Genomic DNA, 21,880 nt, shown 5'->3' with positions numbered 1-21,880 from the left:
CTGATTCCCGAATGAAATTTCGGAAAAAAGCCTTATTTCGTGCTCCGTGCTTTCAGCTGGAATCCATCCCAATGGATTTGTAATCAGGATAAACTGGCCGACACAAACGAGCTTTAGAGGACCGGTTATTTGCCCTGGTGACCGCAGCCATTGATCAATAGCTGATGGACGGCCTTGGCCAGGTCTGGAAGATTGTATTTCTGCTCATTCATGACCCATGAAGTGACAGTTTCATCAACCGTTCCAAAAATCATCTGCCTTGCAAGACGCAAATCCAGGGAGCTTGAGAACTCTCCATTCTCTATGCCTTCAGAAATGATTCTGTCAATCAGCATCAAGTAGCCCTTCAGCACTTCGTTGATCTTATGCCGCAGCTCCTTGTTTGACTGCCTTAGTTCCAGCTGGGTTACAATTGCAAGATGCCGGTCTTTGGAAAGCATCTTAAAATGCGTTTCCACCAACATGTATAATTTCTCCGTTGCCGTTGTTTTTCCTGCAATTTTTTGTTCGATGTTTTCAACAAAGTAACCCATTTTCTCCTGAAAAAGAGAAATCAGAATGTCTTCTTTATTCTTAAAGTACAAATAAATTGTTCCGTCGGCCACTCCAGCTTGCTTGGCTATTTTAGACACTTGAGCCTGGTGGTAGCCGTTTTCTGCGATAACGACAACTGCTGCGTCAATTATTTGCATATATTTCGGCTTATTTTTTTTCATTACTTTCACTCCCGCTCCAGGAAAAGCACAAGCATTAAAATGCTACAGTGACACACTCCCGTTTTACGATTTTAGTCTGCAACAGTTCACTGAATGAATCATCATTCATATTTTTATAATAGTATTCACTCACATTTCTGTCAAGAAAATGTGTTTGATTTGGACAAGCCTTATTTTCCAAAAAGAAAGAGCCGATTGAAGAGCCGGCTTTTAGCTTAAGCACGCTTCTGCTCATCTTCTTGTCTTTTTGCTTTTTCTTCATCTACCAAAGCTCTGCGCAGAATTTTGCCGACTGCGGTTTTTGGCAGTTCTTTTCTGAATTCATATAATCTTGGAACCTTGTATGCTGCCAAATGCTTTCTTGCATACTCATTCAGTTCTGCTTCTGTTGCATGAGCGCCTTCCTTCAGAACAATATATACCTTCACTGTTTCACCACGGTACGGATCCGGTATACCTGCAGCGACGACCTCCTGGACCGCCGGATGTTCATAGAAAACTTCTTCGATTTCGCGCGGATAGATATTGAAGCCTCCCGCAATGATCATATCCTTTTTTCGGTCAACAACATAAAAATATCCTTCATCATCCATATAGCCAAGGTCCCCTGTCAGCAGCCATCCATCCCTCAGGACCTGCTCCGTTTCTTCAGGCCTGTTCCAGTAGCCTTTCATGACCTGCGGCCCCTTTACAGCTATTTCACCGATTTCTCCTGGAGGGAGAGGTTCGCCTGTTTCCATTGACAGAATCACAGAATCAGTATCAGGCCAAGGTACTCCGATGCTTCCTTTAACCCTCTTTTTATCCCAAAGGAAGTTTGCGTGAGTAACAGGGGATGATTCAGTCAATCCATAGCCTTCTACTAATTTCCCGCCAGTAACCTCTTCAAACTGCTCCTGTACTTCAACTGGCAGAGGAGCCGAGCCGCTGATACATGAATCGATCGATGAAAGATCATATTTACCCAAATCAGGATGATTAAGCAATCCAATATAAATAGTCGGTGCCCCAGGAAATAAAGTCGGCTTTTGCTTCTGAATCGTTTTCAGGGTTGTCTCTGGATCGAACTTAGGTAAAAGCACCATTTTCTGGCCTTGCATTACGGAAAGGATGACTACAGCTGTCATGCCATAGACATGGAAAAATGGCAGAATCGCAAGAACTGTCTCTTCACCCTCCTTACACTTATAAAGCCAGGCATTGCACATTGCGGCATTGGCAACAAGATTCTTATGAGTAAGCATAACACCTTTCGGGAAGCCGGTCGTTCCGCCTGTGTACTGCAGCAATGCCAAATCTTCCTCAAAGTCAAAATCATATTCTTTAATCTGGCCGGCAGGCTGCTTCATGATTTCCGTGAACAAGTGGTTCTGTCCTTCATGCTTAACATTTACGATAATGCCATACTGTTTTTTCTGGATGAATGGGTATACGAGATTTTTAGGGAAAGGAAGATAATCTTTGATAGCGGTTACAATTACATTCTCTAAATCCGTGTTGGCGATGACTTTTGAAACCCTTGGGAACAATATATCCAGTGTGATGATTGCCTTTGCACCCGAATCCTTCATCTGGTACTCAAGCTCGCGTTCCATATACAAAGGATTGGTCTGGACTACAATTCCGCCGGCCATTAAAATTGCATAATAGCTGATGATTGCCTGAGGAGTGTTAGGGAGCATGATGGCCACCCTGTCACCTTTTTCAATTCCCAATGACTGCAGATAAGCCGCTAACTTCTTGGCATAATTATAAACCTGCCTGTAAGTCAGCTCCTTGCCCATAAAGTGGATTGCCACCTTGTCAGGATATTTCTCCGCAGTATGCTTCAAATAATTTTGGACTGTTGCTTCCTTTAAGTCCAGCGTTGCTGGAATCTCGGGTGGATACTGTGAAAGCCATGGCCTGTTTTCCACCAATTATAACCCCCTTATTTAAAATTTTTTGAAAATTCTTTGTTATTGTACATTATAATATAATGGTCTTTTCATGACAATTAGAATAGTTTTTTGTAGGATATTTGGTCTATAGGGCATGTCCTGACGAATGATTGATTTTGGTTTGAGGAATTTAGTGAGAAATAGGATTTGGTTCGAACTTGGTGATGAATTGCTTATTAAATCGGGGGAGAATAGTTTTAATATGAATACCAAAGGATTGAGTGAGAATGAGTTTAGCTTCCTACATTGGCTGCAATATAGAATTATATATAATGGATAATGAATATTCAGGTGACTTTTTTTATATTGGAAGTTGTTTTGCAGGAGAAAGAGAACTCCAAAATGTAAAGAAATATCAGTTTACTACCTCTTATGTTTACGAGGTATCAAGTCACTGGGGAATTGAGATTTCGGAATATATGGATCAAGAAACATGTGCTGAATCAAAAGTAAAGCTGTTAGAACTTTGTAAAAGAATGGACAACTATCTTGAAAAAGGGGATTATTTTGAACTGTTTAGTTGTTGGATTGGAGAAGAAACGGATAAGCGAGAAGGTAAGATAACTCTTCAAATCAATAACTTTGATATTGACCAGGTTGAAATACCAGAAAAAACTTTAGTGAGATTCGAAAAATAATGGCTTCATCAAGTGCTTTAGTTAAAGAGGGACTCGATCAAAATTAAAATTGCTTAACGCTACTGTTAAGCGCGAAAAAAGACTTATGTGTAGTTCCACGCTAAGTTTAAAAATCCTGTTGATTGGAGTGAAAGGCGCGTAGACTCCTCCGAAAATGCTAACGCATTTCCATCGTGCGTGGGCCCATTCAAGGATGCTTTTCAGAGTCCTGCGGGATCAGACGGACAGGTGAGACCCCGCAGGCGCCAGCGGCGACGAGGAGGCTCAGCGCCGGCCCCGCGGAAAGCGAAGCGCCTGAAACGGAAATCAACAGCCCCATTCCAGCACTAACCCCAAAAAAGACTGTAAACAAACACGATTTTCATCGAACTTGTCTACAGTCTGAATCGCTTAACGCTACTGTTAAGCGATTTTTTTCATTACCAATACTTATTCTGTTAGCAAAATTGCCAGGTAAAATGTACCGTAATTTGCACCCTTACAGAAGTGTCCGTTAGTCTGCAAATTATACAAATTCTATAACAAAAAAATAAAATCTATTATTATAAATGCATGTATATCAATAAAAATAGACCATCATTTTTAATTACAATTTGATGGTCTATTTGCTATACATAAATGACAGGTAACTGAACCCGTTATGCACACCAGGCGGTTTTTAAAATCATTCTATGCAAAAAAGATCATATACATTAAGCCGACTAACAGGAACACTCCACATAGAATCAGCAATATTTTTGCCAGTCTTTCCATCTGTCTTAAATCCTCCTGTTATATTCCTGCTCCGATAATATAAGACAAGCCAACTGAGATAACCAGGGATATAAAGCCGACTGCGCGGTTATCATTCTCGATTTCCTTGTCTATATTAAACTTCGGAGTAAGGAATTCATAAATAAAATAGCCGGTCAAAAGCAGCAAGAAGCCGAAAACTCCCCAGCTGATCATAGTCAGCAGTGAGTCATGCTGGTTGATGGAATGGCGAAAAATATTGGCGACTCCAAAGATTTTCCCTCCGGTTGCCATCGCAACAGAAAGATTGCCATTCTTGATTTCATCCCAATTGCGGTACTTGGTGACCAGCTCAAAAACGGCCAGGAACAAGACCATGCAGAGGATGGCTACACTATAATAACCTGCCGTAATGACAAATTCGTTTTCCCAGAAATGTTTCATACCCATTCTCCCCGTTGATAGTAAACCTTATCAGGTATTCCCTGTAAATAAAGCTAACACCATTAATCTTCCAGGTCAAAGATTTTTTTCGCCGTTATAAGAAATCGGTCACTGCCGGCCTATTTAAATTCCACTACGGTAACTCCGGTACCGCCCTCACCTGCATCGCCGAACCTGATTTTCTTCACGGAGCGATGGTTCTTAAGATATTCCTGGACACCCTGCCTTAAGGCGCCTGTTCCTTTTCCATGAATGATGCTGACACGAGGGTATCCTGCTAGCAGCGCATCATCAATATATTTCTCCACTCTCATAAGAGCATCTTCGTAGCGTTCTCCTCTGAGGTCGAGCTCGAGGCCAACGTGGAAATCCTTCCCTTTCACCGTTGCAATCGGCCTTGTTTCAACTTGCTTAGGAGAATTGATATACTCCATATCGGATTCCTTCACTTTCATTTTCAGGATCCCGATCTGGACTACCCATTCATTGCCCGAGCTTCGTTCCACCAGATTCCCCCTCTGGTCAAAGGTCAGGACCTTGACTTCATCGCCAGGCTGGAATTCATGCTTTGCAGACTTGGCCTTCACGCCTTTTTTCATTTTATTAAGTTCTGGTGCAGCTTCGCCCAGACGGCGTTTTGCGTCAATCAGTTCGTGCTCTTTGATTTCTGCTCCTTTTTCAAGACGGAGCTTCCGGAGTTCACGAATGATTTGTTCTGCTTCTTCCTTCGCCTGTTCAACAATGGAGGCAGCCTTTTCCTTGGCTTTATCTGCAAGTTCATCTTTTCTCTCATAATAAGCTGCCATCTGCTTTTGCAGATCTTTATGGAGATGCTCTGCATCCTTCAGGTACTGATGGGCCTCATCCCGGTCCCTTTCAGCCTGTCGTCTGCTCTCCTCCAGGGAAGCAATCATGTTTTCAACTTCATTGCTGTCAGCACTAATATAGGACCTTGCCGTATCAATGACCGATTCCTTCAAGCCAAGCCTTTTGGATATCTCAAAGGCATTGCTTCGGCCTGGCACACCAACCAGGAGTTTATAGGTTGGGCTCAAGGTTTCCACATTGAATTCGACGCTTGCATTAATGACACCTTCGCGATTATAGCCATAGGCCTTAAGTTCAGGATAGTGTGTGGTGGCAATTACCCTTGCTCCGCACTTGTACACCTCATCCAGGATGGAAATGGCGAGTGCCGCTCCTTCCTGCGGATCGGTTCCTGCTCCAAGCTCATCGAATAGAACGAGGCTGTTATAATCCACGTTATTTAAAATTTCGACGATATTCACCATATGTGATGAAAAAGTACTCAAGCTCTGCTCGATCGACTGCTCATCGCCGATATCGGCAAAAACAGATCCAAACACCGCAACTTCAGAACCATCGAGAGCGGGGATTTGCAGCCCTGCCTGTGCCATCAGCGTACAGAGCCCGACTGTCTTAAGCGTTACAGTTTTACCTCCTGTATTCGGTCCCGTAATGACAATCGTTGTATAATCCTTTCCTAAAGGAATGCTGTTGGAAACTACTTCATCGATTGGAATCAAGGGATGCCGTGCTTTGATCAGATCAATTCGGCCTTCATTGTTGACAATCGGCTTGGAGGCTTTGATTTTCGCACCATACCTTGCCTTCGCAAACATAAAATCCAGCTCGGCAAGAATAACGACGATTTCAAGAAGCTCGTCCTTGAATTCCGCAGTCAGTGCAGATAGCTCTGCCAGAATCCGTTCGATTTCCTGCTGTTCTTTTACCCTGATGCTCTGCAGTTCATTATTCAGCTGGACCACGGATTGCGGTTCGATGAATAGTGTTTGTCCGGATGAACTCTGGTCATGGATGATACCGCCGTAATGGCTTCTGTATTCCTGTTTCACCGGAATGACAAAGCGGTCATTCCTGATGGTGATAATCGCATCTGACAGCATTTTTGATGCATTCGAAGAGCGGATCATGCTTTCAAGCTTTTCCCGCACTCTTGCTTCCCTTGTACGCATCTGCTGACGGAGCGATCTTAATGCTTCACTGGCACTGTCCAGCACCTCGCCGCCTTCATCAATCGCATTGCGGATTGATTCCTCAAGCTGGGCGAGAACGATGATTCTGTCAGCATAGCTCAGAAGGATCGGCACTTCGGTCACTTCCTGTAGATCTTCGATAAAACGCTTCATTTGCCGGCTTGCATGTACCGTGCTTGCAACCTGAATCAGTTCATGCGGGCTAAGAATCCCGCCAATTTGCGCCCGTTTGGCATGTGGCCTGATATCATGGATGCCGCCTAAAGGAACACTGCCCTTCAGCCTGATGACTTTGGCAGCCTCGTCTGTTTCCTCCTGCAGCCGTTTTACCTCTTCAAAGTCCACGGAAGGCATCAAGCTTTGTGCTTTTTCCCGACCCAGCGACGAATGTGTATGCTCAACCAGCTGATTCCTGACTTTATCAAATTCCAGTGTTTTCAATACTCTTTGCTGCATCATATATCCTCCTTCTTCTCAATCGAAGGTTCTTTTTTACAAGGGTTTGGTTCCCCAAGAATACCCCTTACTTATTACGGCCATGCAGGAAATCAAGCAAGTCATCCAGTTCCAAGGCATTTAGAACTGATCCTTCCTGGACCCATCCCTTCCTGGCCGCTGTCACGCCGATTCCCATATGTTCAAGTGTGTCCACTTTATGTGCGTCAGTATTAATGACTATTTTAACGCCTGCTTCCTGTGCTTTTCGCAAATATTCAGCCGCCAGATCCAATCTGTTCGGATTGGCATTTAACTCAAGTGCCGTGTTGGTATCCTTCGCCAATTCAATCAGCATATCAATATCAACAGGATATCCCTCTCTTCTGCCAATCAATCTGCCGGTCGGATGGGCAATCAGATCCACATTCGCGTTAACCAGTGCCGTTTTCAGGCGGTGCATGATTTTCTCTACAGGCTGGGAAAAAGAAGAGTGAATCGAAGCAATTACAATATCCAGCTCTGCAAGCAGATCATCATCGAAATCAAGGCTGCCATCCGGCAGGATATCCATTTCGATTCCTGTCAGGATTGTAAAATCATCGAATTTTTTGTTCAGCTCACGTACCTCTTCCATCTGCTTCCGCAGGCGTTCCGGTGTCAGGCCGTTCGCTACCTTCAAATACTGAGAATGATCTGTAATCGCCATATACTTATATCCTCTTCGAATACACTCGTTGGCCATTTCCTCAATTGAATGGCCGCCATCACTCCATGTTGAGTGCATATGAAGGTCGCCTTTAATCGCCTCAAGAGTAATCAGTTTTACATCTTCTTTATACAACTCGACTTCGGAACCATCCTCACGCAGCTCAGGCGGAATAAATGGAAGACCAAAGTGATGATAAAACTCTTCTTCAGAACTAAAGGTTGTTACTTCGCCAGTTTCAACATTTTCCACGCCATACTCACTGATTTTTCCGCCCTTTTCCTTTGCCAGCTGGCGCATTCTGACATTATGGTCCTTTGAGCCTGTAAAATGATGGAGCGCGGTAACAAACTCTTCTGGTGAAACAAGGCGGAAATCCACGTTCACATCGTAACTAAGATCAAGAGTCACAGAAACCTTTGTCTCTCCAGCAGCGATGATTTCCTTGATTTTCGGAAGCTTAACAAGTTCTTCCTTTACCGCTGCCGGATTTTCAGACGAAATGATAAAATCCAGGTCCTTTATCGTTTCTCTCAACCTTCTCAGGCTGCCTGCCCGGGAAAAACGTTCAATTTCTGTTATCTTTTGAAGATAGGATTCAATTAATTCTGCTACTGGAAGCATATAAGCCAGTGGCAGGCGTTCTGGCCTTGTGCCGAAATTTTCAATCGACGCCAGAATTTTTTCTTCTGTTTTTTGGCCAAAGCCTGCAAGTCCGCGGATTTTACCTGCCCGTGCTGCTTCCTCAAGGTCATGGATGTTTTCCACTCCAAGCTCTTTATACAGCTTGGCAATTTTTTTGCCGCCCATTCCCGGCAGCTGCAGAAGCGGAATCAGTCCGGATGGGACCTCTTCCTGCAATTCTGCCAGCTCGGTGGATTTGCCTGTTTCCATGAATTCGATGATAACAGAAGCCGTTCCCTTCCCGATTCCCTTGAGTTCCGTCACGTCGCCCATTTCAGACATGCTTCGTTCATCGGTTTCCAGCGCATTGGCTGCCTTTCGGAAAGCTGATACCTTAAATGGATTTTCACCTTTAAGTTCCATATATATAGCAATTGTCTCTAGCAATTGTACGATATCTTTTTTATTTGCTGACATCATGCCCACCTGCCTTGTAAATTCGAAGATTGTATTCTGTAATCTATTGTAATGAAAATGAGCTTCGCTGTGAAATTTAATGGAGCATTGCGCTTTGCTCTCGAGGTTCTGATATTTTAAGTTGCCCAATTTTTCAAAGCATAGGGAGTTATTTTCGAGCGCTGAACCTCCAGCTAAAAGAAAAACTTCTCCACAAAAGAGAAGTTATGCAGCCATATATTCAATCCAAAGTTGTTTAATTTGCTTGGAAAATACCGGAGTATTTTTTATGATATTTTCGGCAAGAATTGAATCGTTCAATGGATCCTGGATTGCCTGGATGGGCAGAAGGGCAGCTATGTATAAAACAATGAATATGATAAGATAGACTTCAATAAAACCAAGAACCCCTCCGGCCCATACATTCAGCTGGCGGAGAATCGGCAGATGGGAAACGAAATCCAGCATCGAACCGATAATCTGAAGCAGGATCTTAACAGCAAAAAAGATAGCTGCAAACGCAATTGCGCGATAATAGGCACCTTCAAGATTTTCATTTTCAAAGATTAAATTCAAAGTGCCGTTTTCACCGAAATTCGGGTACGGAATCCATAAAGTCAGTTTCGGTGCCAGCTGCTCATAGTATATGTATGCGACGATAAATGCGACGATAAATCCTACCAGATGGATCGTTTGGAGGATGAACCCCCTTTTCAGGCCAACAAAAAAGCCGATGACCAAAATAGCTAAAATAGCAAGATCAAGCATGAATATGTTCAGTCCTTTAACCTTTTAATTTCCGCTTCCAGCGATTCTACACGATCTTTCAATTTTATGTAATCATTGACTGCATTCACAGCAGTTAATACAGCTAGCTTATTGATATCAAGTGAAGGATTCGCTGAGCTTATTTCACGCATTTTGTCATCTACCATCGAGGCAATGAGCCGGATGTGGCTGGTGCTTTCTGTGCCGACTATGACATATTGCTGTCCATATATATCAACAGTCGATCGATTTTTTTTTCTGTCTGACAACATTTATGCCCCCATTCATAAGAATCCTATTTTATACTATATCATGAACATAAATGGCTGGGAAGTATTTGCCTGTCACATACATAGGAATCATGGAAGAAAATGTCTAAGAGAATTTGGTATACAGGGAGTGTAATTTATGGGAAATACCGTCCTGCAAAAAAGCCCGGAAGAAATCTACAAAATGAAAGAATACTATAGCAAATACCTGGTGGATAAGCTTCCGCCCGGCAGCGTTTTTGCTGCCAAAACCGCTGCCTGCGCAATTACTGCGTATAAGTCAGGGAAGGTGCTTTTCCAGGGAAAGGATGGAGAAAGCGAGGCTGCGAAATGGGGTACTGCTGCCGAACCCTCTGCTAAAAAAACAATAGCAAAGCCTGCAGCATCTCATTTGCCCAAAAACATAAGTGAAATGGCAATCGTCGGATCTGATGAAGTTGGAACAGGAGATTTCTTCGGCCCGATAACCGTCGTTGCCGCCTATGTAAGAAGAGAGGATATACCGATTTTAAAAGAACTTGGAGTCCAGGACTCAAAGAACTTAAAGGATGACAAAATCATCGAGATTGCCAAACATCTGGTAACCTTTGTGCCCCATAGCCTGCTTACCTTGCATAACGAGAAATACAATCAAATGCAGATGAAGGGCATGTCCCAGGGCAAGCTTAAGGCGCTGCTTCATAATCAAGCCATCAACCATGTACTGGAAAAAATAGCGCCAGAAAAGCCAGAAGCAATTTTAATCGATCAGTTCGCAAAAGAAGAAATCTATTACGCCCATTTGCGCGGGCAGAAAAACATCATGCGCGAAAACGTGCTGTTCAGCACGAAAGCAGAGAGCATCCATTTAGGTGTTGCTGCTGCGTCAATGATTGCCCGATACGCGTTTGTCCGCCATTTTGAAAACCTGAGCAAGCGGGCCGGATTCACCATCCCTAAAGGTGCAGGTGCAGCAGTGGACAAGGCAGCTGCGAGACTGATCATCGAAAAAGGCGTCGAAGTTCTTCCTGAATTTGTAAAGCTGCACTTTGCCAATACGGAGAAAGCGAAGAAGATTGCGAGGGTATAGGAGCGAGCGGTCCTCTTAATTAAAACTGGAAAAATCCTTTGGTTTTTTCCAGTTTGCGGGATTTCGACAAAGATTCGCGGAATCTTTAGTTATTTTTGTGGAATACAGACCTATGATTGCGGGATTTCGACATAAATTTGCGGAATAAGTTTTACATTAAGGAAAAAAGGCAGCCACCCAGGCTGCCTTTTCCCATCTTATCCTCTTAATACTGCTCCAGCTTGCTCTTCAAGGGCTTTAAGTACTTTATTGTGAGCCTTCGCAATATCTTCATCCGTCAGTGTTTTTTCTGGATCGAAATATTTCAATGAGAAGGCAAGGGATTTCTTGCCTGGCTCCATTTTCTCCCCTTCGTACAGGTCGAATACATGGACTTCTTTTAACAACGCTCCGCCTGCTTCTGTAATGACAGCCTTAAGGCTACCGGCAGCTGTTTCCTTTTCAACGACAAGCGCGATATCTCTTGTGATTGATGGGAAACGAGGAATCGCTGTGTATTGAAGCGGTGCAGTTTCAGCCTGCAATAAAGCTTTCAGCGATAATTCGAATACATATGTTTCTTTCAGGTCCATAGCTTTTTGCATCGTTGGGTGGACCTGGCCGATAAATCCGATGGCATCACCATTCAATGTAACTCGAGCAGTACGGCCAGGGTGCATGCCTTCGAGTTCAGCTTTTTGGAAGCCCAGCTGGCGTTCAAGGCCAAGCTTGGCGAATAGACCTTCGACGATTCCCTTTAATACGAAGAAATCAACCGGCTTCTTTTCACCCTGCCAAGGATGGCTTTCCCAAAGCCCAGTGATGGCTGCAGCCAGGTGCTCGCGCTCTTCAGGAAGATCCTCATTGCTGTTCTTCAAGAATACAGCTCCCGTTTCATACACTGCCACGCTGTCGTTCTGGCGCGCGATATTGTATTTAAGGACTTCCAGCAGCTGTGGAATAATGCTCAGACGCAAAAGGCTGCGGTCTTCGCTCATTGGCATTGCCAGTTCAACAGGCTCGCGCTTATCTAAAGCATATTGAGTCGCCTTTTCTGCGCTAGTCAGTGAATATGTCACTGCCTGGTAAAGTCCTGCCCCTTCAAGGAAACGGCGGACAACACGTCGTTTTTTCTGGTATTCAGATAGATGTCCCGGCAGAGAAGCGCCAATAGGAAGAGTCGTTGGCAGATTATCGTAGCCGTACAGGCGGCCTACCTCTTCAATCAAGTCTTCCTCAATAGTAATATCTCCGCGTCGAGTCGGAACTGTCACAGAAATTGTATTGTTATCAACAGCTGTTTCGAACTTCAGGCGGGCAAAAATGTCTTCAACCTGATTCATTTCGAGCTGTGTTCCAAGAACTTTGTTGATTTTTTCAAGAGTAGTGGAAACAACTGCCGGCTCGACCTGTAAGTGATCCGCTTCAACTGTTCCGCCAAGCACTTCCCCGCCAGCAAGCTGGATCATCAATTCAGCGGCACGTTCAGCAGCTGGACGGACTCTCTCAGGATCCACGCCTTTTTCGTAGCGGGAGCTTGCTTCGCTTCTCAAGCCATGGTCTTTTGAAGCCTTGCGGATGACTCCGCCAGTGAAGTATGCAGATTCAAGCAATACGGTTGTCGTATCGCTGCCAACCTCTGAGTTCGCTCCGCCCATAACCCCTGCCATTGCAACAGGCACTGTGCCATTCGTGATGACAAGGTGGTCAGCTGTTAATGTACGCTTGACATCATCAAGCGTCTCAATCACTTCTCCATCTTTCGCGCGGCGGACAAGGATTTCCTTTGAACCAAACTTGTCGTAATCGAATGCGTGAAGCGGCTGGCCATATTCCAATAAAATATAGTTCGTGATATCAACAATATTGTTGTGCGGACGAATACCCGCAGCAATCAATCTTGCCTGCATCCAAACCGGTGAAGGGCCAACCTTTACATTTTTAATTACCTTTGCGACATATAGAGGATTATCTTCTGTCGCCTCAACTGTTACATTGATATAATCACTTGCCTGCTCTGATGAAGTTTCAGGCTGTGGATTCGGCAGGCTGATGTCTTTGCCAAGGATTGCTCCAACTTCATAGGCGACACCGATCATGCTCATAGCGTCCGCTCTGTTTGGCGTCAAACCAAGCTCAAGGACCTCATCATCCCTGTTTAAAACTGCCAAGGCATCCTGCCCGATTTCTGTATCCGGAGTGAAATTGTAAATTCCTTCAGCGTACTCCTTTGGTGCCAGCTTTGCTTCGATTCCAAGCTCCTGAAGGGAACAGATCATTCCGTGTGATTCTTCGCCGCGAAGCTTCGCTTTCTTGATTTTGAAGTTGCCTGGCAATACTGCTCCAACAGTCGCAACAGCAACCTTTTGGCCTTTGCCTACATTCGGTGCGCCGCAAATGATCTGGACTTGCTCCCCGTTTCCAAGGTCAACAAGAGTTTTGTTCAATTTTTCTGCATTAGGATGCTTTTCGCATTCAAGTACATGGCCTACTACTACACCGCTCATGCCCTCGTTCAACTTTTCAACACCCTCAACCTCGATGCCGCTTTTCGTAATCTTTTCAGCAAGCTCCTCTGCGGATACGCCTGCTAAATCAATATAATCCTGCAGCCATTTATAAGATACCAACATGGTTTAATCCTCCTAATCGTTATTCTTCAACTGAAAATTGTTTTAAGAAGCGGACATCATTTGTATAGAAGTGACGGATGTCATCGACACCATATTTCAGCATGGCAATCCGCTCTGGTCCCATTCCGAATGCGAAGCCAGTGTATTTCTTTGAATCATAGCCTGCCATTTCAAGAACATTCGGGTGAACCATTCCAGCTCCAAGAATTTCGATCCAGCCAGTTCCCTTACATACATTGCAGCCAGAGCCTCCACAGATCTTACAGGAAATGTCCATTTCGACTGACGGCTCAGTGAACGGGAAGAAGCTTGGGCGCAGACGGATTTCACGGTCTTCACCGAACATCTTCTTGGCGAAAACTTCAAGTGTCCCCTTAAGGTCGCTCATACGAACGTTCTCATCGACTACAAGTCCTTCAATTTGCATGAACTGGTGGGAGTGTGTTGCGTCGTCATTGTCACGGCGATAAACTTTACCCGGGCAGATGATCTTTACTGGACCTTTGCCTTGATGCTTTTCCATCGTTCTTGCCTGAACCGGAGATGTGTGGGTACGCATCAGGATTTCTTCGGTAATATAGAATGAATCCTGCATGTCCCGCGCCGGATGTCCCTTTGGAAGGTTCAGCGCTTCAAAGTTATAATAATCCTTTTCCACTTCTGGGCCTTCCTCAACTGTATAGCCCATTCCGATGAAAAGATCTTCGATTTCTTCAATGATGCTGGTCAGCGGATGATGGCTGCCCGTTTTGACAGGTCTTCCCGGAAGCGTCACATCAATTTGCTCTGCAGCCAATTGCTTCTCTACTGCTGCTGCTTCAAGCTCCTGCTGCTTTACTTCGATCTGGCCGGAAATCGCGTCGCGCACTTCGTTTGCGAGAGCTCCCATTTTCGGTCTTTCTTCAGCGGATAATTTGCCCATCCCTTTTAAAACTTCAGTGATTGGACCTTTTTTCCCAAGATAGGAAACGCGAATATCATTCAATTCCTTAAGGTCAGCTGCTGCAGCCACTTTTTCAAGAGCCTCAGCCTGCAGTTCTTTTAAACGATCCTGCATTGTAAATCCTCCTTCATTTTCATCCATTTTCATTTGTGAACACAAAAAGACCCCATCCCATATAAAGGGACGAGGTCTTTGGTTTCGCGGTACCACCCTTTTTAACAGGCGATACGGTATGTATCACTTGTTCGCTTCATTAGGATAACGGCTTGTGCCGATGCATCTTTACGCCTGTAAAAGCGGTCCCGATGCCAACTCTGGAGGTGAACTTCGCTTGCCTGTTCCATAAAAATGCTCCCAGTCACCGGCATTTTCTCCCTGAATGGCCATTCTCAAGCTACTTTTCTCCGTCATCGTTTTTGAAATATTATTTTTGCTGTTTATTATAGTATAATCTTCGCACAGTATCAAATGCTTTTGCAAAAAAATAAGCCTATTTTGCCGTTTTCAAATAATAAAGCAAAATACCCGCTGCTACTGCGACATTCAGCGATTCACTTTTACCGAATATCGGAATGTAGAGATTTTGGGTTGTCCTTGCCAGCAGCTCTTTACTGACCCCGCTTCCCTCATTGCCTACGAGGAGCGCAAAGGATTCGCCTGGACTTGCTTCAGTATAAACAGCGCCGTTTTCAAGTGCTGTTCCGTAAACTGGGATATCTTCATCATTAAGGCGATCGATCCACTCTGATAAATCACCGCCGATTACCGGCAAGTGGAAATGGCTGCCCTGGGCGGAGCGCAGTACCTTAGGGTTATAAATATCAACACTGCCCTTCCCGACGATAACAGCGTCAATACCCGCCGCATCAGCAGTCCGGATCATCGTCCCCAGGTTGCCAGGGTCCTGGACGGAATCGATCAGCAAAAATGTTTTGCCTCCCTCCAGCTGTTGGCCAGGCTGCCGGCAAACAGCGAATATCCCCTGTGTTGTTTCCGTATCGGCAAGCTGCCTGCTTATTTCTTCCGTTACCATTGTGACTGGAGTATCACCATAATCCCAGCCGTGAGGCATCTCAGTTTTCTCATTTAAAATAATTTCCAGCACATGTTCCTTTTCTTTAAGGGCTTCTTCAACAAGGTGAAAGCCCTCAATCAGAAATGTGCCAGATCGGTCACGTTCCTTGCGCGTCTGCAATTTCTTCCATTGTTTGACCTGTGGATTTTTATCAGATTGAATATACTTCAACTCTGGCTCTCCTTTTATTTGGCATGTTCAATTTCATTATTATATCTCAAATTACATACATAATAAAACCAAAATGGCGAATTCTATAATCAATGTTGGAATTTGAAAGGAGTTTGAGCAAACGATGAACTTAAACCTTAGAAATGCAGTTATTTCAAATGTATCAGGCAATACGCAGGATGAACTGAAGGATACAATTGTGGATGCAATCCAGACTGGCGAAGAAAAAATGCTTCCTGGACTTGGTGTTTTATTTGAAGTCATCTGGCAGAATGCCTCTGAAGAAGAGAAGCAGGAAATGCTGAATGCACTTGAGGCTGGTTTGAAAGGGAAATAAGTCATAGTTAAGAACTCCTTTAATCAGAGGAGTTCTTTTTAATTAATCAAAAAAGGAAGGCTGTATGCCCTCCTTTTTTACATCCTCTTATTCAAAAGTTAGCTTATCAACCGTTTCCTTATCGAGACGCTTGATGACTTCGACTATCAATTTCACTGCATTTTCATAGTCGTCACGATGAAGCATTGCAGCGTGTGAGTGGATATAACGCGTAGCAATCGTGATGGACAACGCTGGTACGCCACGGTGTGTCAGATGGATTGCACCTGAGTCTGTTCCTCCGCCAGCGACTGCATCGAACTGGTATGGGATGTTCAATTCGTCAGCTAAATCGGTAACGAAGTCGCGAAGGCCTTTATGTGACACCATTGAAGCATCATAAATGATGATTTGCGGTCCGTCACCCATCTTGCTTAGTGCTTCTTTTTCCGTTACTCCTGGAGTATCTCCGGCAATCCCCACATCCACACCAAAAGCGATATCCGGCTGGATAGCCTGTGCAGATGTCTTGGCTCCGCGAAGGCCAACTTCCTCCTGGACTGTACCGACACCGTAAACTACGTTTGGATGTTCCTGGCCTTTAAGCTGCTTTAGTACATCGATAGCGATCGCGCAGCCGATGCGGTTATCCCACGCTTTAGCCAAAAGCATTTTTTCATTGTTCATCACAGTGAATTCAAAATAAGGAACAACCATGTCGCCAGGTGTGACTCCCCATTCCTTCACTTCATCACGGCTTGATGCACCGATATCGATGAACATATCTTTAATATCAACTGGCTTTTTGCGAGCTTCGGCAGAAAGAATATGAGGCGGTTTGGAACCGATGACCCCAGTAATCTCACCTTTGCGAGTCACAATCGTCACACGCTGGGCAAGCATAACCTGAGACCACCAGCCGCCAACAGGCTGGAAGCGGATGAAGCCTTTATCATCAACGCTTGTTACCATGAAGCCAACTTCATCAAGATGGCCGGCAACCATGATCTTCGGACCGTTTTGATCTCCTACCTTCTTGGCGATCAAGCTGCCAAGGCCATCAGTGGTTACTTCGTCTGCAAATGGAGTTATGTATCGTTTCATTACTTCCCTTGGCTCACGCTCATTGCCGGGAATTCCTTTGGCATCAGTTAAATCTTTTAACATCGTAAGTGTTTCATCTAGTTTTGCCATTATTTCGACTCCCTTAATATGTAGTTTCGAATCCTATTATACTAAAAAGGAAAAGCATTGTACAAAAAATTCTGCTAATATCCTTTGCGCTGCCTCTCATAATTTACTTCATTTTTTTGAATATATGCCTGTTCAATTTCTTTCTCCATCAGCCCTAAAAGTTCCGCAAGCTTCAAATAGCTTTCGAATAAAAAGATGAAATCCTCTTTTGAGCGGCTATCTCTGAAATCATGAACGGATTTATAAATTTCAAGAAACTGGGTGCTTACAGTTGTTTCTTCACTTTTTGCTGGAAAAATGAAAGTGATGTGATCAAATCCGCATTCAATGCCCAGGGAGAGGATGAAATGGACACCATCAACAAACTCCTCTAGAATAACTGCTTTTTCTGAAGAAGGCTTCACGCTCCAAAACTTGAAGCACCTCGTTTCATTAGCCAGCTCCCCGAGTTCCACCAGCAGTGCCAGCACCTTTCTGTCAAACAAATCCTTATCCATCAGCCCATGCTGTGTTTCAATATGTTTATCCAATTCCTTTTGCATCGTAAAAAGCTTTTCAGTGTTCATTTCCTTCTCCTTTGTATCTTTAGGCATGCCCTGCTCATATGTTGTCAGTATAGAAAAGTTATTTTTTCTTTAAGCATGCTGTTTATTTTAAATATAGGGTCAGTTTAACAAGGCTGTTGATTTTCGTTCCAGGCGCTTCGCTATCCTCGGGGCGTACTGTGAGCCTCCTCGTCGCTGCGCTCCTGCGGGGTCTCACCGTCCTGCTTCATCCCGAAAGAGTCTTCGCGCCTTCCACTACAATCAACATGGTTTAAAAATCAACATTCAGCTTTTACAAAGCCTAAATATATAGGTCTATAACAGAACCTTTCTAAAAAAAGTATAAAGGAACTTAAAAAATGTTGAAACTATTTAGAATCTCATTCGTAAATTAGGAAAGTTAGCATTGGAGGGGCAATTATGATCCTGCTTTTACGTCTTATCATATTGCTTGTATTCATTTTTCTAATATACAGCGCGGTAAAATATTTATTCCACCCAAAGCGAAAGCTCGAGCTTGCTCATGAGCAAAAACGTTTTTATTTTCTTGATGAGCAAGAAAATGTCCGCAAGAACTTCCTTTTAACCTACAAAGGGGTTTTATTTGAAGGGGAAAAATATTTAGGCACCACCGATTCAGCGTTCGAAGTGGTATCAATCTTTATTTGGCCGAAAAAGACCTCTGCTCTTAAAGGGCTCGTCCTTGAGGATTTCCAGTTCATCGAAAGAAAGGTCCGCGAAGTATATCCTGTTGCAAAGATTGACTGGAAAAGCCCAATAAAGGAATTTATGGCAAACCACGAACAGGATGAAGAATCATAAGCTAAAACAAGCGTCCGGTACAGATGTCCGGACGCTTTTTACATAGTCGAATTGAAAAATTCCCGCCATTTAATAAACGCTATTTTTTCCCTGAGCAAATAAGTGAATATCAAAATAGCAGCTGTCAGGAGGGCTCCTGTTATAGCATTAAAATGGCCAATGTATTCGCCGAATAATGTATAAAGATTGTAAATGGTATATTTGCCAGAAAGCTGGCCCTTACAAAAATTTTAAAGCTGCGATATCGTTCGTAGAGGCAAAAGCTTAGCAAGTGATAATGAATGACCGGAATCAGCCTGAGCAGCGTGACCTGGGCAATCGTCAAATCTCTGTACCGCCCGACCAGCCGCAGCTTAATTTTGCGCAGTTTACCTTCTGCCGCAGGGGCCTGATTCATTAATAGATAAAAAAAGATACTCGCACCGGTCAGGCCGATTAAAGAATAAAGGATTCCCGGGATCATGCCGAACAGCAGGCCGCCTGCAATACAGACTACTGCAGGGGGAATGAATAAGAATTGCCGAAAGATATGAAAAGTAATGAAGAGTGCAGGGGCATACCAGCTCCCTGACTCAAAAACTATCAGCAGCAAGGACCAAAGCTCTTCCATATATGTCACCTGCCTTGGCAATCTAGGATGCTAATAAAACATATAGAATTGCCCAGGCTGTTATGCTAAAAGCTTTAAAATATATCCAAAAATACCAGCCTCAATAACGGCAAGTACAGGCAGCCCATACTTGAACTGGGCATGCTTTGTTTTATGGCGATAATGCTTCATACCCGCCGCAGCCCCAATGGCGCCTCCCAGGAAAGCTACATTCCACAGCGTACTCTCACTGATTCTATAAACATTCTTTTTTGCCCGTTTTTTATCGGCTCCCATGATGAAAAAGCCAATCAAGTTCATTATAACGATAAGCGCAATTACGATTAGGATTAGATCCATTGTTTTTCACTTCCTTTAAATGCATTGTTCAATATGTAGTTTGAGGTATTGCTCCCCGCTTCATTATAGCTTAGATATGGATTGATTGAGGTTCTTTTTTGATGGAGGATTTATCATTTAGGTAACCTTGTTTATTTATTGAGTTGGGACAGCTGCATTATGTCCGTAATGAAGGATAATACCAGTTGAGAACAAGATAATACCAGTTGGAAAGGATTTAATACCAATTGGAAGCATTTTAATACCAGTTGAACTGTTTTTAATTCCAGTTGAAGCAATTACGGCTAATTAAGACCCCATATATAGATAAGGCTTTTACCGCTGGATGACCTCCCAATGACTTCTGAACGGAACTTGGTATCCTTATAGAACTACACAACATCGTGTTCGAAGTTCATATTCAGGTCTCACCTCAGCAACAACTCAACACCATAATAGTATTACCATCCGTATGACTCAACCACAATCACTGCAAAAAACCTCCCCTAAAAACAAGAAAAAGCCATCCTCATACGAGAATGGCTTAGATCTTATAAGTTAATTACTTGTTGAATTGGCTTTTAGCTGTTTCTGCTAATTGAGCGAATGCAGCTGCATCGCTTACTGCAAGTTCAGCAAGCATCTTGCGGTTTACTTCGATACCAGCAAGCTTCAGGCCGTGCATCATACGGCTGTAAGAAAGGCCGTTCATGCGAGCTGCTGCGTTGATACGAGCAATCCAAAGTTTGCGGAAGTCGCGCTTCTTCTGGCGACGGTCGCGGAATGCATACATTAGGGATTTCATAACCTGCTGGTTAGCAACCTTGTATAATGTATGTTTTGAACCGTAATAACCTTTTGCTAATTTAATGACTTTTTTACGACGCTTGCGCGTAACTGTACCGCCTTTTACACGTGGCATGTAATTTCCCTCCTATATAAATCGAGATCGCTCGAATTTACTTAATGTTGTCAAGCATGTGACGAATACGTTTGAAATCGCCTTTTGAAACAATTGCAGATTTGCGAAGCTTACGCTTAGCTTTTGTAGACTTGTTAGCAAATAAGTGGCTAGTGTACGCGTGTGAACGCTTAAGCTTGCCAGTTCCAGTTTTCTTGAAACGCTTGGCAGTGCCGCGGTGAGTTTTCATTTTTGGCATAGGGACTTCCTCCTCGTTACTTTTCAGTTTTAGGTGCTAAGACCAGGAACATGCTTCGGCCATCCATCTTTGGATGCGATTCGATTGTCGCTACATCTTTGCAAGCTTCAGAGAAGCGATCAAGAACACGCTGACCGATTTCCTTGTGTGTTATAGCACGTCCTTTAAAACGGATTGATGCTTTAACTTTATCGCCTTTTTCCAGGAACTTGATGGCATTGCGCAACTTCGTGTTGAAGTCATGCTCATCAATTGTCGGGCTAAGACGGACTTCTTTGGTTGTGATGATTTTTTGGTTCTTGCGTGCTTCTTTTTCTTTCTTTTGCTGTTCGAACTTGAATTTTCCGTAGTCCATGATTCGGCCTACAGGAGGCTTCGCGTTCGGTGCAACAAGCACAAGATCAAGATTGACGCGCGCTGCGATCTCAAGAGCCTCAGCTTTGGATTTGATTCCTAATTGCTCGCCGTTTTGATCGATCAGACGAATTTCGCGAGCACGAATTCCCTCGTTTAGTAACATCGCATCTTTGCTAATAATTAGCCACCTCCAGGGTTTTATCGAATACATTGTCCAGGAGAAGAAGTACATTGCCGGCCGAAGCCTCATCTTGCTCACACAATGACATACGATATGGTCCATTTTTATTTTGCAATAAAAAAAGTGCAGGCGACAACACCCACACTTACGAAAACAAAATAATAAGACGTTTACGTATTACCTGCCAACAGCCAGAATGCGTCAGCCAGGTGAGAAGCGGGTGCTTCTTCTTTCCTAAAACTTGTATTCAGTTCACTTTTGCTAATATAACACAAAGAATTTGATGTGTCAAACGAATCACTTTCGTTAACTGCAACAAAAAGTATTTTATCAGATAGAAAAACACCCTGCAATACTTTTTTTGAAAATATATTTATCACAGCTTATCATCATGCATTTTGATATAATTTAACAAAGCAGTTAATTGAACTTCTAGAAGAATCCGACTTTTCTATAGAACCAAAGAAAGCTGGTGTTTTTAATGCTGGTTGCAATCATAATTACTGGTGTCGTCACAGGCCTGCTTGCAGGCAGCGCCCTGAAGTTTTACCGGACAGGCTATGGTTTTGCAAATGATATTGACAATAAGCCTGTGATGCTGAAATCCTGCAGGTATTGCGGCGAGAGAATCCAGCGGAGCTATACCAAGAACCTCTGCCCATCCTGCTCAAAACCACTGGAGTAAAAAAATGCCCATTCAAACAGCACATTTACACCAAGGCATGCTCATGCTGGCAGCTGGTAAATAAAAAAATGAG

At 43.7% G+C, this 21,880-nt stretch carries 22 protein-coding genes and 2 other annotated features; of the genes, 5 read left to right on the top strand and 17 right to left on the bottom strand.

The genetic code is table 11. From position 1 onward, the window contains the following. Window positions 1-125 precede the first annotated feature (125 nt). Together fadR and AC3EBE_RS12970 are read right to left on the bottom strand one after the other, a co-directional pair. Window positions 126-716: a fatty acid metabolism transcriptional regulator FadR gene (gene fadR, locus AC3EBE_RS12975; RefSeq protein ID WP_488595455.1), complete on the bottom strand. Its 591-nt coding sequence runs from the start codon at window positions 714-716 to the stop codon at window positions 126-128. Between the two features lie 215 nt (window positions 717-931). Beyond that, the gene (locus AC3EBE_RS12970; RefSeq protein WP_488595454.1) at window positions 932-2,635 is read right to left on the bottom strand and encodes a long-chain-fatty-acid--CoA ligase; all 1,704 of its coding nucleotides are present in this window, start codon (window positions 2,633-2,635) and stop codon (window positions 932-934) included. A gap of 248 nt (window positions 2,636-2,883) precedes the next feature. Here AC3EBE_RS12970 and AC3EBE_RS12965 point away from each other — a divergent pair, with 248 nt between their 5' ends. Beyond that, window positions 2,884-3,294, top strand: a complete 411-nt coding sequence (locus AC3EBE_RS12965; protein ID WP_488595453.1) for a hypothetical protein — start codon at window positions 2,884-2,886, stop codon at window positions 3,292-3,294. 771 nt (window positions 3,295-4,065) lie between these two features. Here the strand turns inward: AC3EBE_RS12965 and AC3EBE_RS12960 are convergent. From AC3EBE_RS12960 to zapA, 5 genes are all read right to left on the bottom strand, one after another. Next, a complete protein-coding gene (locus AC3EBE_RS12960; RefSeq protein ID WP_488595452.1) occupies window positions 4,066-4,470 on the bottom strand; it encodes a DUF350 domain-containing protein in 405 nt (134 codons plus the stop codon). Between the two features lie 119 nt (window positions 4,471-4,589). Further along, on the bottom strand, window positions 4,590-6,944 hold the full coding sequence (locus AC3EBE_RS12955; protein WP_488595512.1) for an endonuclease MutS2: 2,355 nt from the start codon (window positions 6,942-6,944) through the stop codon (window positions 4,590-4,592). A gap of 67 nt (window positions 6,945-7,011) precedes the next feature. After that, the gene (gene polX, locus AC3EBE_RS12950; protein WP_488595511.1) at window positions 7,012-8,733 is read right to left on the bottom strand and encodes a DNA polymerase/3'-5' exonuclease PolX; all 1,722 of its coding nucleotides are present in this window, start codon (window positions 8,731-8,733) and stop codon (window positions 7,012-7,014) included. Between the two features lie 204 nt (window positions 8,734-8,937). Further along, window positions 8,938-9,480: a CvpA family protein gene (locus tag AC3EBE_RS12945; RefSeq protein ID WP_488595451.1), complete on the bottom strand. Its 543-nt coding sequence runs from the start codon at window positions 9,478-9,480 to the stop codon at window positions 8,938-8,940. 8 nt (window positions 9,481-9,488) lie between these two features. Next, window positions 9,489-9,749 (bottom strand): cell division protein ZapA, encoded by a 261-nt coding sequence (gene zapA / locus AC3EBE_RS12940; RefSeq protein ID WP_488595510.1) that lies wholly within the window; start codon window positions 9,747-9,749, stop codon window positions 9,489-9,491. A gap of 139 nt (window positions 9,750-9,888) precedes the next feature. Between zapA and rnhC the strand changes: the two genes are divergently transcribed. After that, entirely contained in the window at window positions 9,889-10,818 is a 930-nt protein-coding gene (rnhC, locus tag AC3EBE_RS12935; protein WP_488595450.1) for a ribonuclease HIII, read from the top strand. A gap of 197 nt (window positions 10,819-11,015) precedes the next feature. Here the strand turns inward: rnhC and pheT are convergent, their stop codons facing one another. The 3 genes from pheT to AC3EBE_RS12920 form a co-directional block, all read right to left on the bottom strand. Beyond that, a complete protein-coding gene (pheT, locus tag AC3EBE_RS12930) occupies window positions 11,016-13,430 on the bottom strand; it encodes a phenylalanine--tRNA ligase subunit beta (protein WP_488595449.1) in 2,415 nt (804 codons plus the stop codon). Between the two features lie 19 nt (window positions 13,431-13,449). Beyond that, window positions 13,450-14,487 (bottom strand): phenylalanine--tRNA ligase subunit alpha, encoded by a 1,038-nt coding sequence (gene pheS / locus AC3EBE_RS12925; protein ID WP_488595448.1) that lies wholly within the window; start codon window positions 14,485-14,487, stop codon window positions 13,450-13,452. Between the two features lie 62 nt (window positions 14,488-14,549). Next, window positions 14,550-14,793, bottom strand: a binding site (T-box leader). Window positions 14,794-14,863: 70 nt separating this feature from the next. Beyond that, window positions 14,864-15,619, bottom strand: a complete 756-nt coding sequence (locus AC3EBE_RS12920; protein WP_488595447.1) for a TrmH family RNA methyltransferase — start codon at window positions 15,617-15,619, stop codon at window positions 14,864-14,866. A 124-nt stretch (window positions 15,620-15,743) separates the two neighbouring features. Here AC3EBE_RS12920 and sspI point away from each other — a divergent pair, with 124 nt between their 5' ends. Continuing rightward, complete coding sequence (sspI, locus tag AC3EBE_RS12915) at window positions 15,744-15,956, top strand: small acid-soluble spore protein SspI (RefSeq protein WP_488595446.1); 213 nt, start codon at window positions 15,744-15,746, stop codon at window positions 15,954-15,956. A gap of 87 nt (window positions 15,957-16,043) precedes the next feature. Here sspI and AC3EBE_RS12910 read toward each other — a convergent pair whose 3' ends face one another. Both AC3EBE_RS12910 and AC3EBE_RS12905 read right to left on the bottom strand, forming a co-directional pair. Then, window positions 16,044-17,129, bottom strand: coding sequence for a M42 family metallopeptidase (locus AC3EBE_RS12910; RefSeq protein ID WP_488595445.1), 1,086 nt, complete (start codon window positions 17,127-17,129; stop codon window positions 16,044-16,046). 74 nt (window positions 17,130-17,203) lie between these two features. Further along, complete coding sequence (locus AC3EBE_RS12905) at window positions 17,204-17,695, bottom strand: dUTP diphosphatase (RefSeq protein WP_488595444.1); 492 nt, start codon at window positions 17,693-17,695, stop codon at window positions 17,204-17,206. Window positions 17,696-18,094: 399 nt separating this feature from the next. Between AC3EBE_RS12905 and AC3EBE_RS12900 the strand changes: the two genes are divergently transcribed. Then, window positions 18,095-18,496, top strand: coding sequence for a sigma-w pathway protein ysdB (locus AC3EBE_RS12900; protein ID WP_488595443.1), 402 nt, complete (start codon window positions 18,095-18,097; stop codon window positions 18,494-18,496). A 139-nt stretch (window positions 18,497-18,635) separates the two neighbouring features. On the opposite strand, the gene AC3EBE_RS12895 is transcribed toward AC3EBE_RS12900, so the two are convergent. The 5 genes from AC3EBE_RS12895 to infC form a co-directional block, all read right to left on the bottom strand. Beyond that, window positions 18,636-19,106, bottom strand: a complete 471-nt coding sequence (locus AC3EBE_RS12895) for a TVP38/TMEM64 family protein (RefSeq protein WP_488595442.1) — start codon at window positions 19,104-19,106, stop codon at window positions 18,636-18,638. A 60-nt stretch (window positions 19,107-19,166) separates the two neighbouring features. Further along, window positions 19,167-19,445: a DUF1294 domain-containing protein gene (locus AC3EBE_RS12890; protein WP_488595441.1), complete on the bottom strand. Its 279-nt coding sequence runs from the start codon at window positions 19,443-19,445 to the stop codon at window positions 19,167-19,169. 541 nt (window positions 19,446-19,986) lie between these two features. After that, complete coding sequence (gene rplT / locus AC3EBE_RS12885) at window positions 19,987-20,346, bottom strand: 50S ribosomal protein L20 (RefSeq protein WP_488595440.1); 360 nt, start codon at window positions 20,344-20,346, stop codon at window positions 19,987-19,989. Between the two features lie 37 nt (window positions 20,347-20,383). Beyond that, on the bottom strand, window positions 20,384-20,584 hold the full coding sequence (gene rpmI / locus AC3EBE_RS12880; protein ID WP_023627047.1) for a 50S ribosomal protein L35: 201 nt from the start codon (window positions 20,582-20,584) through the stop codon (window positions 20,384-20,386). 16 nt (window positions 20,585-20,600) lie between these two features. Next, window positions 20,601-21,104 (bottom strand): translation initiation factor IF-3, encoded by a 504-nt coding sequence (gene infC / locus AC3EBE_RS12875; RefSeq protein ID WP_144477486.1) that lies wholly within the window; start codon window positions 21,102-21,104, stop codon window positions 20,601-20,603. A 129-nt stretch (window positions 21,105-21,233) separates the two neighbouring features. After that, window positions 21,234-21,360 (bottom strand) — a sequence feature (ribosomal protein L20 leader region). 243 nt (window positions 21,361-21,603) lie between these two features. Here infC and AC3EBE_RS12870 point away from each other — a divergent pair. Further along, a complete protein-coding gene (locus tag AC3EBE_RS12870; protein WP_488595439.1) occupies window positions 21,604-21,807 on the top strand; it encodes a hypothetical protein in 204 nt (67 codons plus the stop codon). Window positions 21,808-21,880 lie beyond the last annotated feature (73 nt).

It is taken from the genome of Mesobacillus sp. (assembly GCF_057785455.1).
This window is presented reverse-complemented; position numbering and strand designations above follow the sequence as displayed.

What these genes read in the sequence shown, in the direction of transcription:
- rplT (WP_488595440.1), bottom strand. Translation starts at nt 20,346, where the DNA reads ATGCCACGTGTAAAAGGCGGTACAGTTACGCGCAAGCGTCGTAAAAAA.
- AC3EBE_RS12945 (WP_488595451.1), bottom strand. Translation starts at nt 9,480, where the DNA reads ATGCTTGATCTTGCTATTTTAGCTATTTTGGTCATCGGCTTTTTTGTT.
- polX (WP_488595511.1), bottom strand. Translation starts at nt 8,733, where the DNA reads ATGTCAGCAAATAAAAAAGATATCGTACAATTGCTAGAGACAATTGCT.
- infC (WP_144477486.1), bottom strand. Translation starts at nt 21,104, where the DNA reads ATGTTACTAAACGAGGGAATTCGTGCTCGCGAAATTCGTCTGATCGAT.
- AC3EBE_RS12895 (WP_488595442.1), bottom strand. Translation starts at nt 19,106, where the DNA reads ATGGAAGAGCTTTGGTCCTTGCTGCTGATAGTTTTTGAGTCAGGGAGC.
- AC3EBE_RS12960 (WP_488595452.1), bottom strand. Translation starts at nt 4,470, where the DNA reads ATGAAACATTTCTGGGAAAACGAATTTGTCATTACGGCAGGTTATTAT.
- rpmI (WP_023627047.1), bottom strand. Translation starts at nt 20,584, where the DNA reads ATGCCAAAAATGAAAACTCACCGCGGCACTGCCAAGCGTTTCAAGAAA.
- AC3EBE_RS12870 (WP_488595439.1), top strand. Translation starts at nt 21,604, where the DNA reads ATGCTGGTTGCAATCATAATTACTGGTGTCGTCACAGGCCTGCTTGCA.
- pheT (WP_488595449.1), bottom strand. Translation starts at nt 13,430, where the DNA reads ATGTTGGTATCTTATAAATGGCTGCAGGATTATATTGATTTAGCAGGC.
- AC3EBE_RS12965 (WP_488595453.1), top strand. Translation starts at nt 2,884, where the DNA reads ATGAGTTTAGCTTCCTACATTGGCTGCAATATAGAATTATATATAATG.
- sspI (WP_488595446.1), top strand. Translation starts at nt 15,744, where the DNA reads ATGAACTTAAACCTTAGAAATGCAGTTATTTCAAATGTATCAGGCAAT.
- AC3EBE_RS12900 (WP_488595443.1), top strand. Translation starts at nt 18,095, where the DNA reads ATGATCCTGCTTTTACGTCTTATCATATTGCTTGTATTCATTTTTCTA.
- AC3EBE_RS12910 (WP_488595445.1), bottom strand. Translation starts at nt 17,129, where the DNA reads ATGGCAAAACTAGATGAAACACTTACGATGTTAAAAGATTTAACTGAT.
- AC3EBE_RS12890 (WP_488595441.1), bottom strand. Translation starts at nt 19,445, where the DNA reads ATGGATCTAATCCTAATCGTAATTGCGCTTATCGTTATAATGAACTTG.
- AC3EBE_RS12955 (WP_488595512.1), bottom strand. Translation starts at nt 6,944, where the DNA reads ATGCAGCAAAGAGTATTGAAAACACTGGAATTTGATAAAGTCAGGAAT.
- rnhC (WP_488595450.1), top strand. Translation starts at nt 9,889, where the DNA reads ATGGGAAATACCGTCCTGCAAAAAAGCCCGGAAGAAATCTACAAAATG.
- pheS (WP_488595448.1), bottom strand. Translation starts at nt 14,487, where the DNA reads ATGCAGGATCGTTTAAAAGAACTGCAGGCTGAGGCTCTTGAAAAAGTG.
- AC3EBE_RS12905 (WP_488595444.1), bottom strand. Translation starts at nt 17,695, where the DNA reads ATGAACACTGAAAAGCTTTTTACGATGCAAAAGGAATTGGATAAACAT.
- fadR (WP_488595455.1), bottom strand. Translation starts at nt 716, where the DNA reads ATGAAAAAAAATAAGCCGAAATATATGCAAATAATTGACGCAGCAGTT.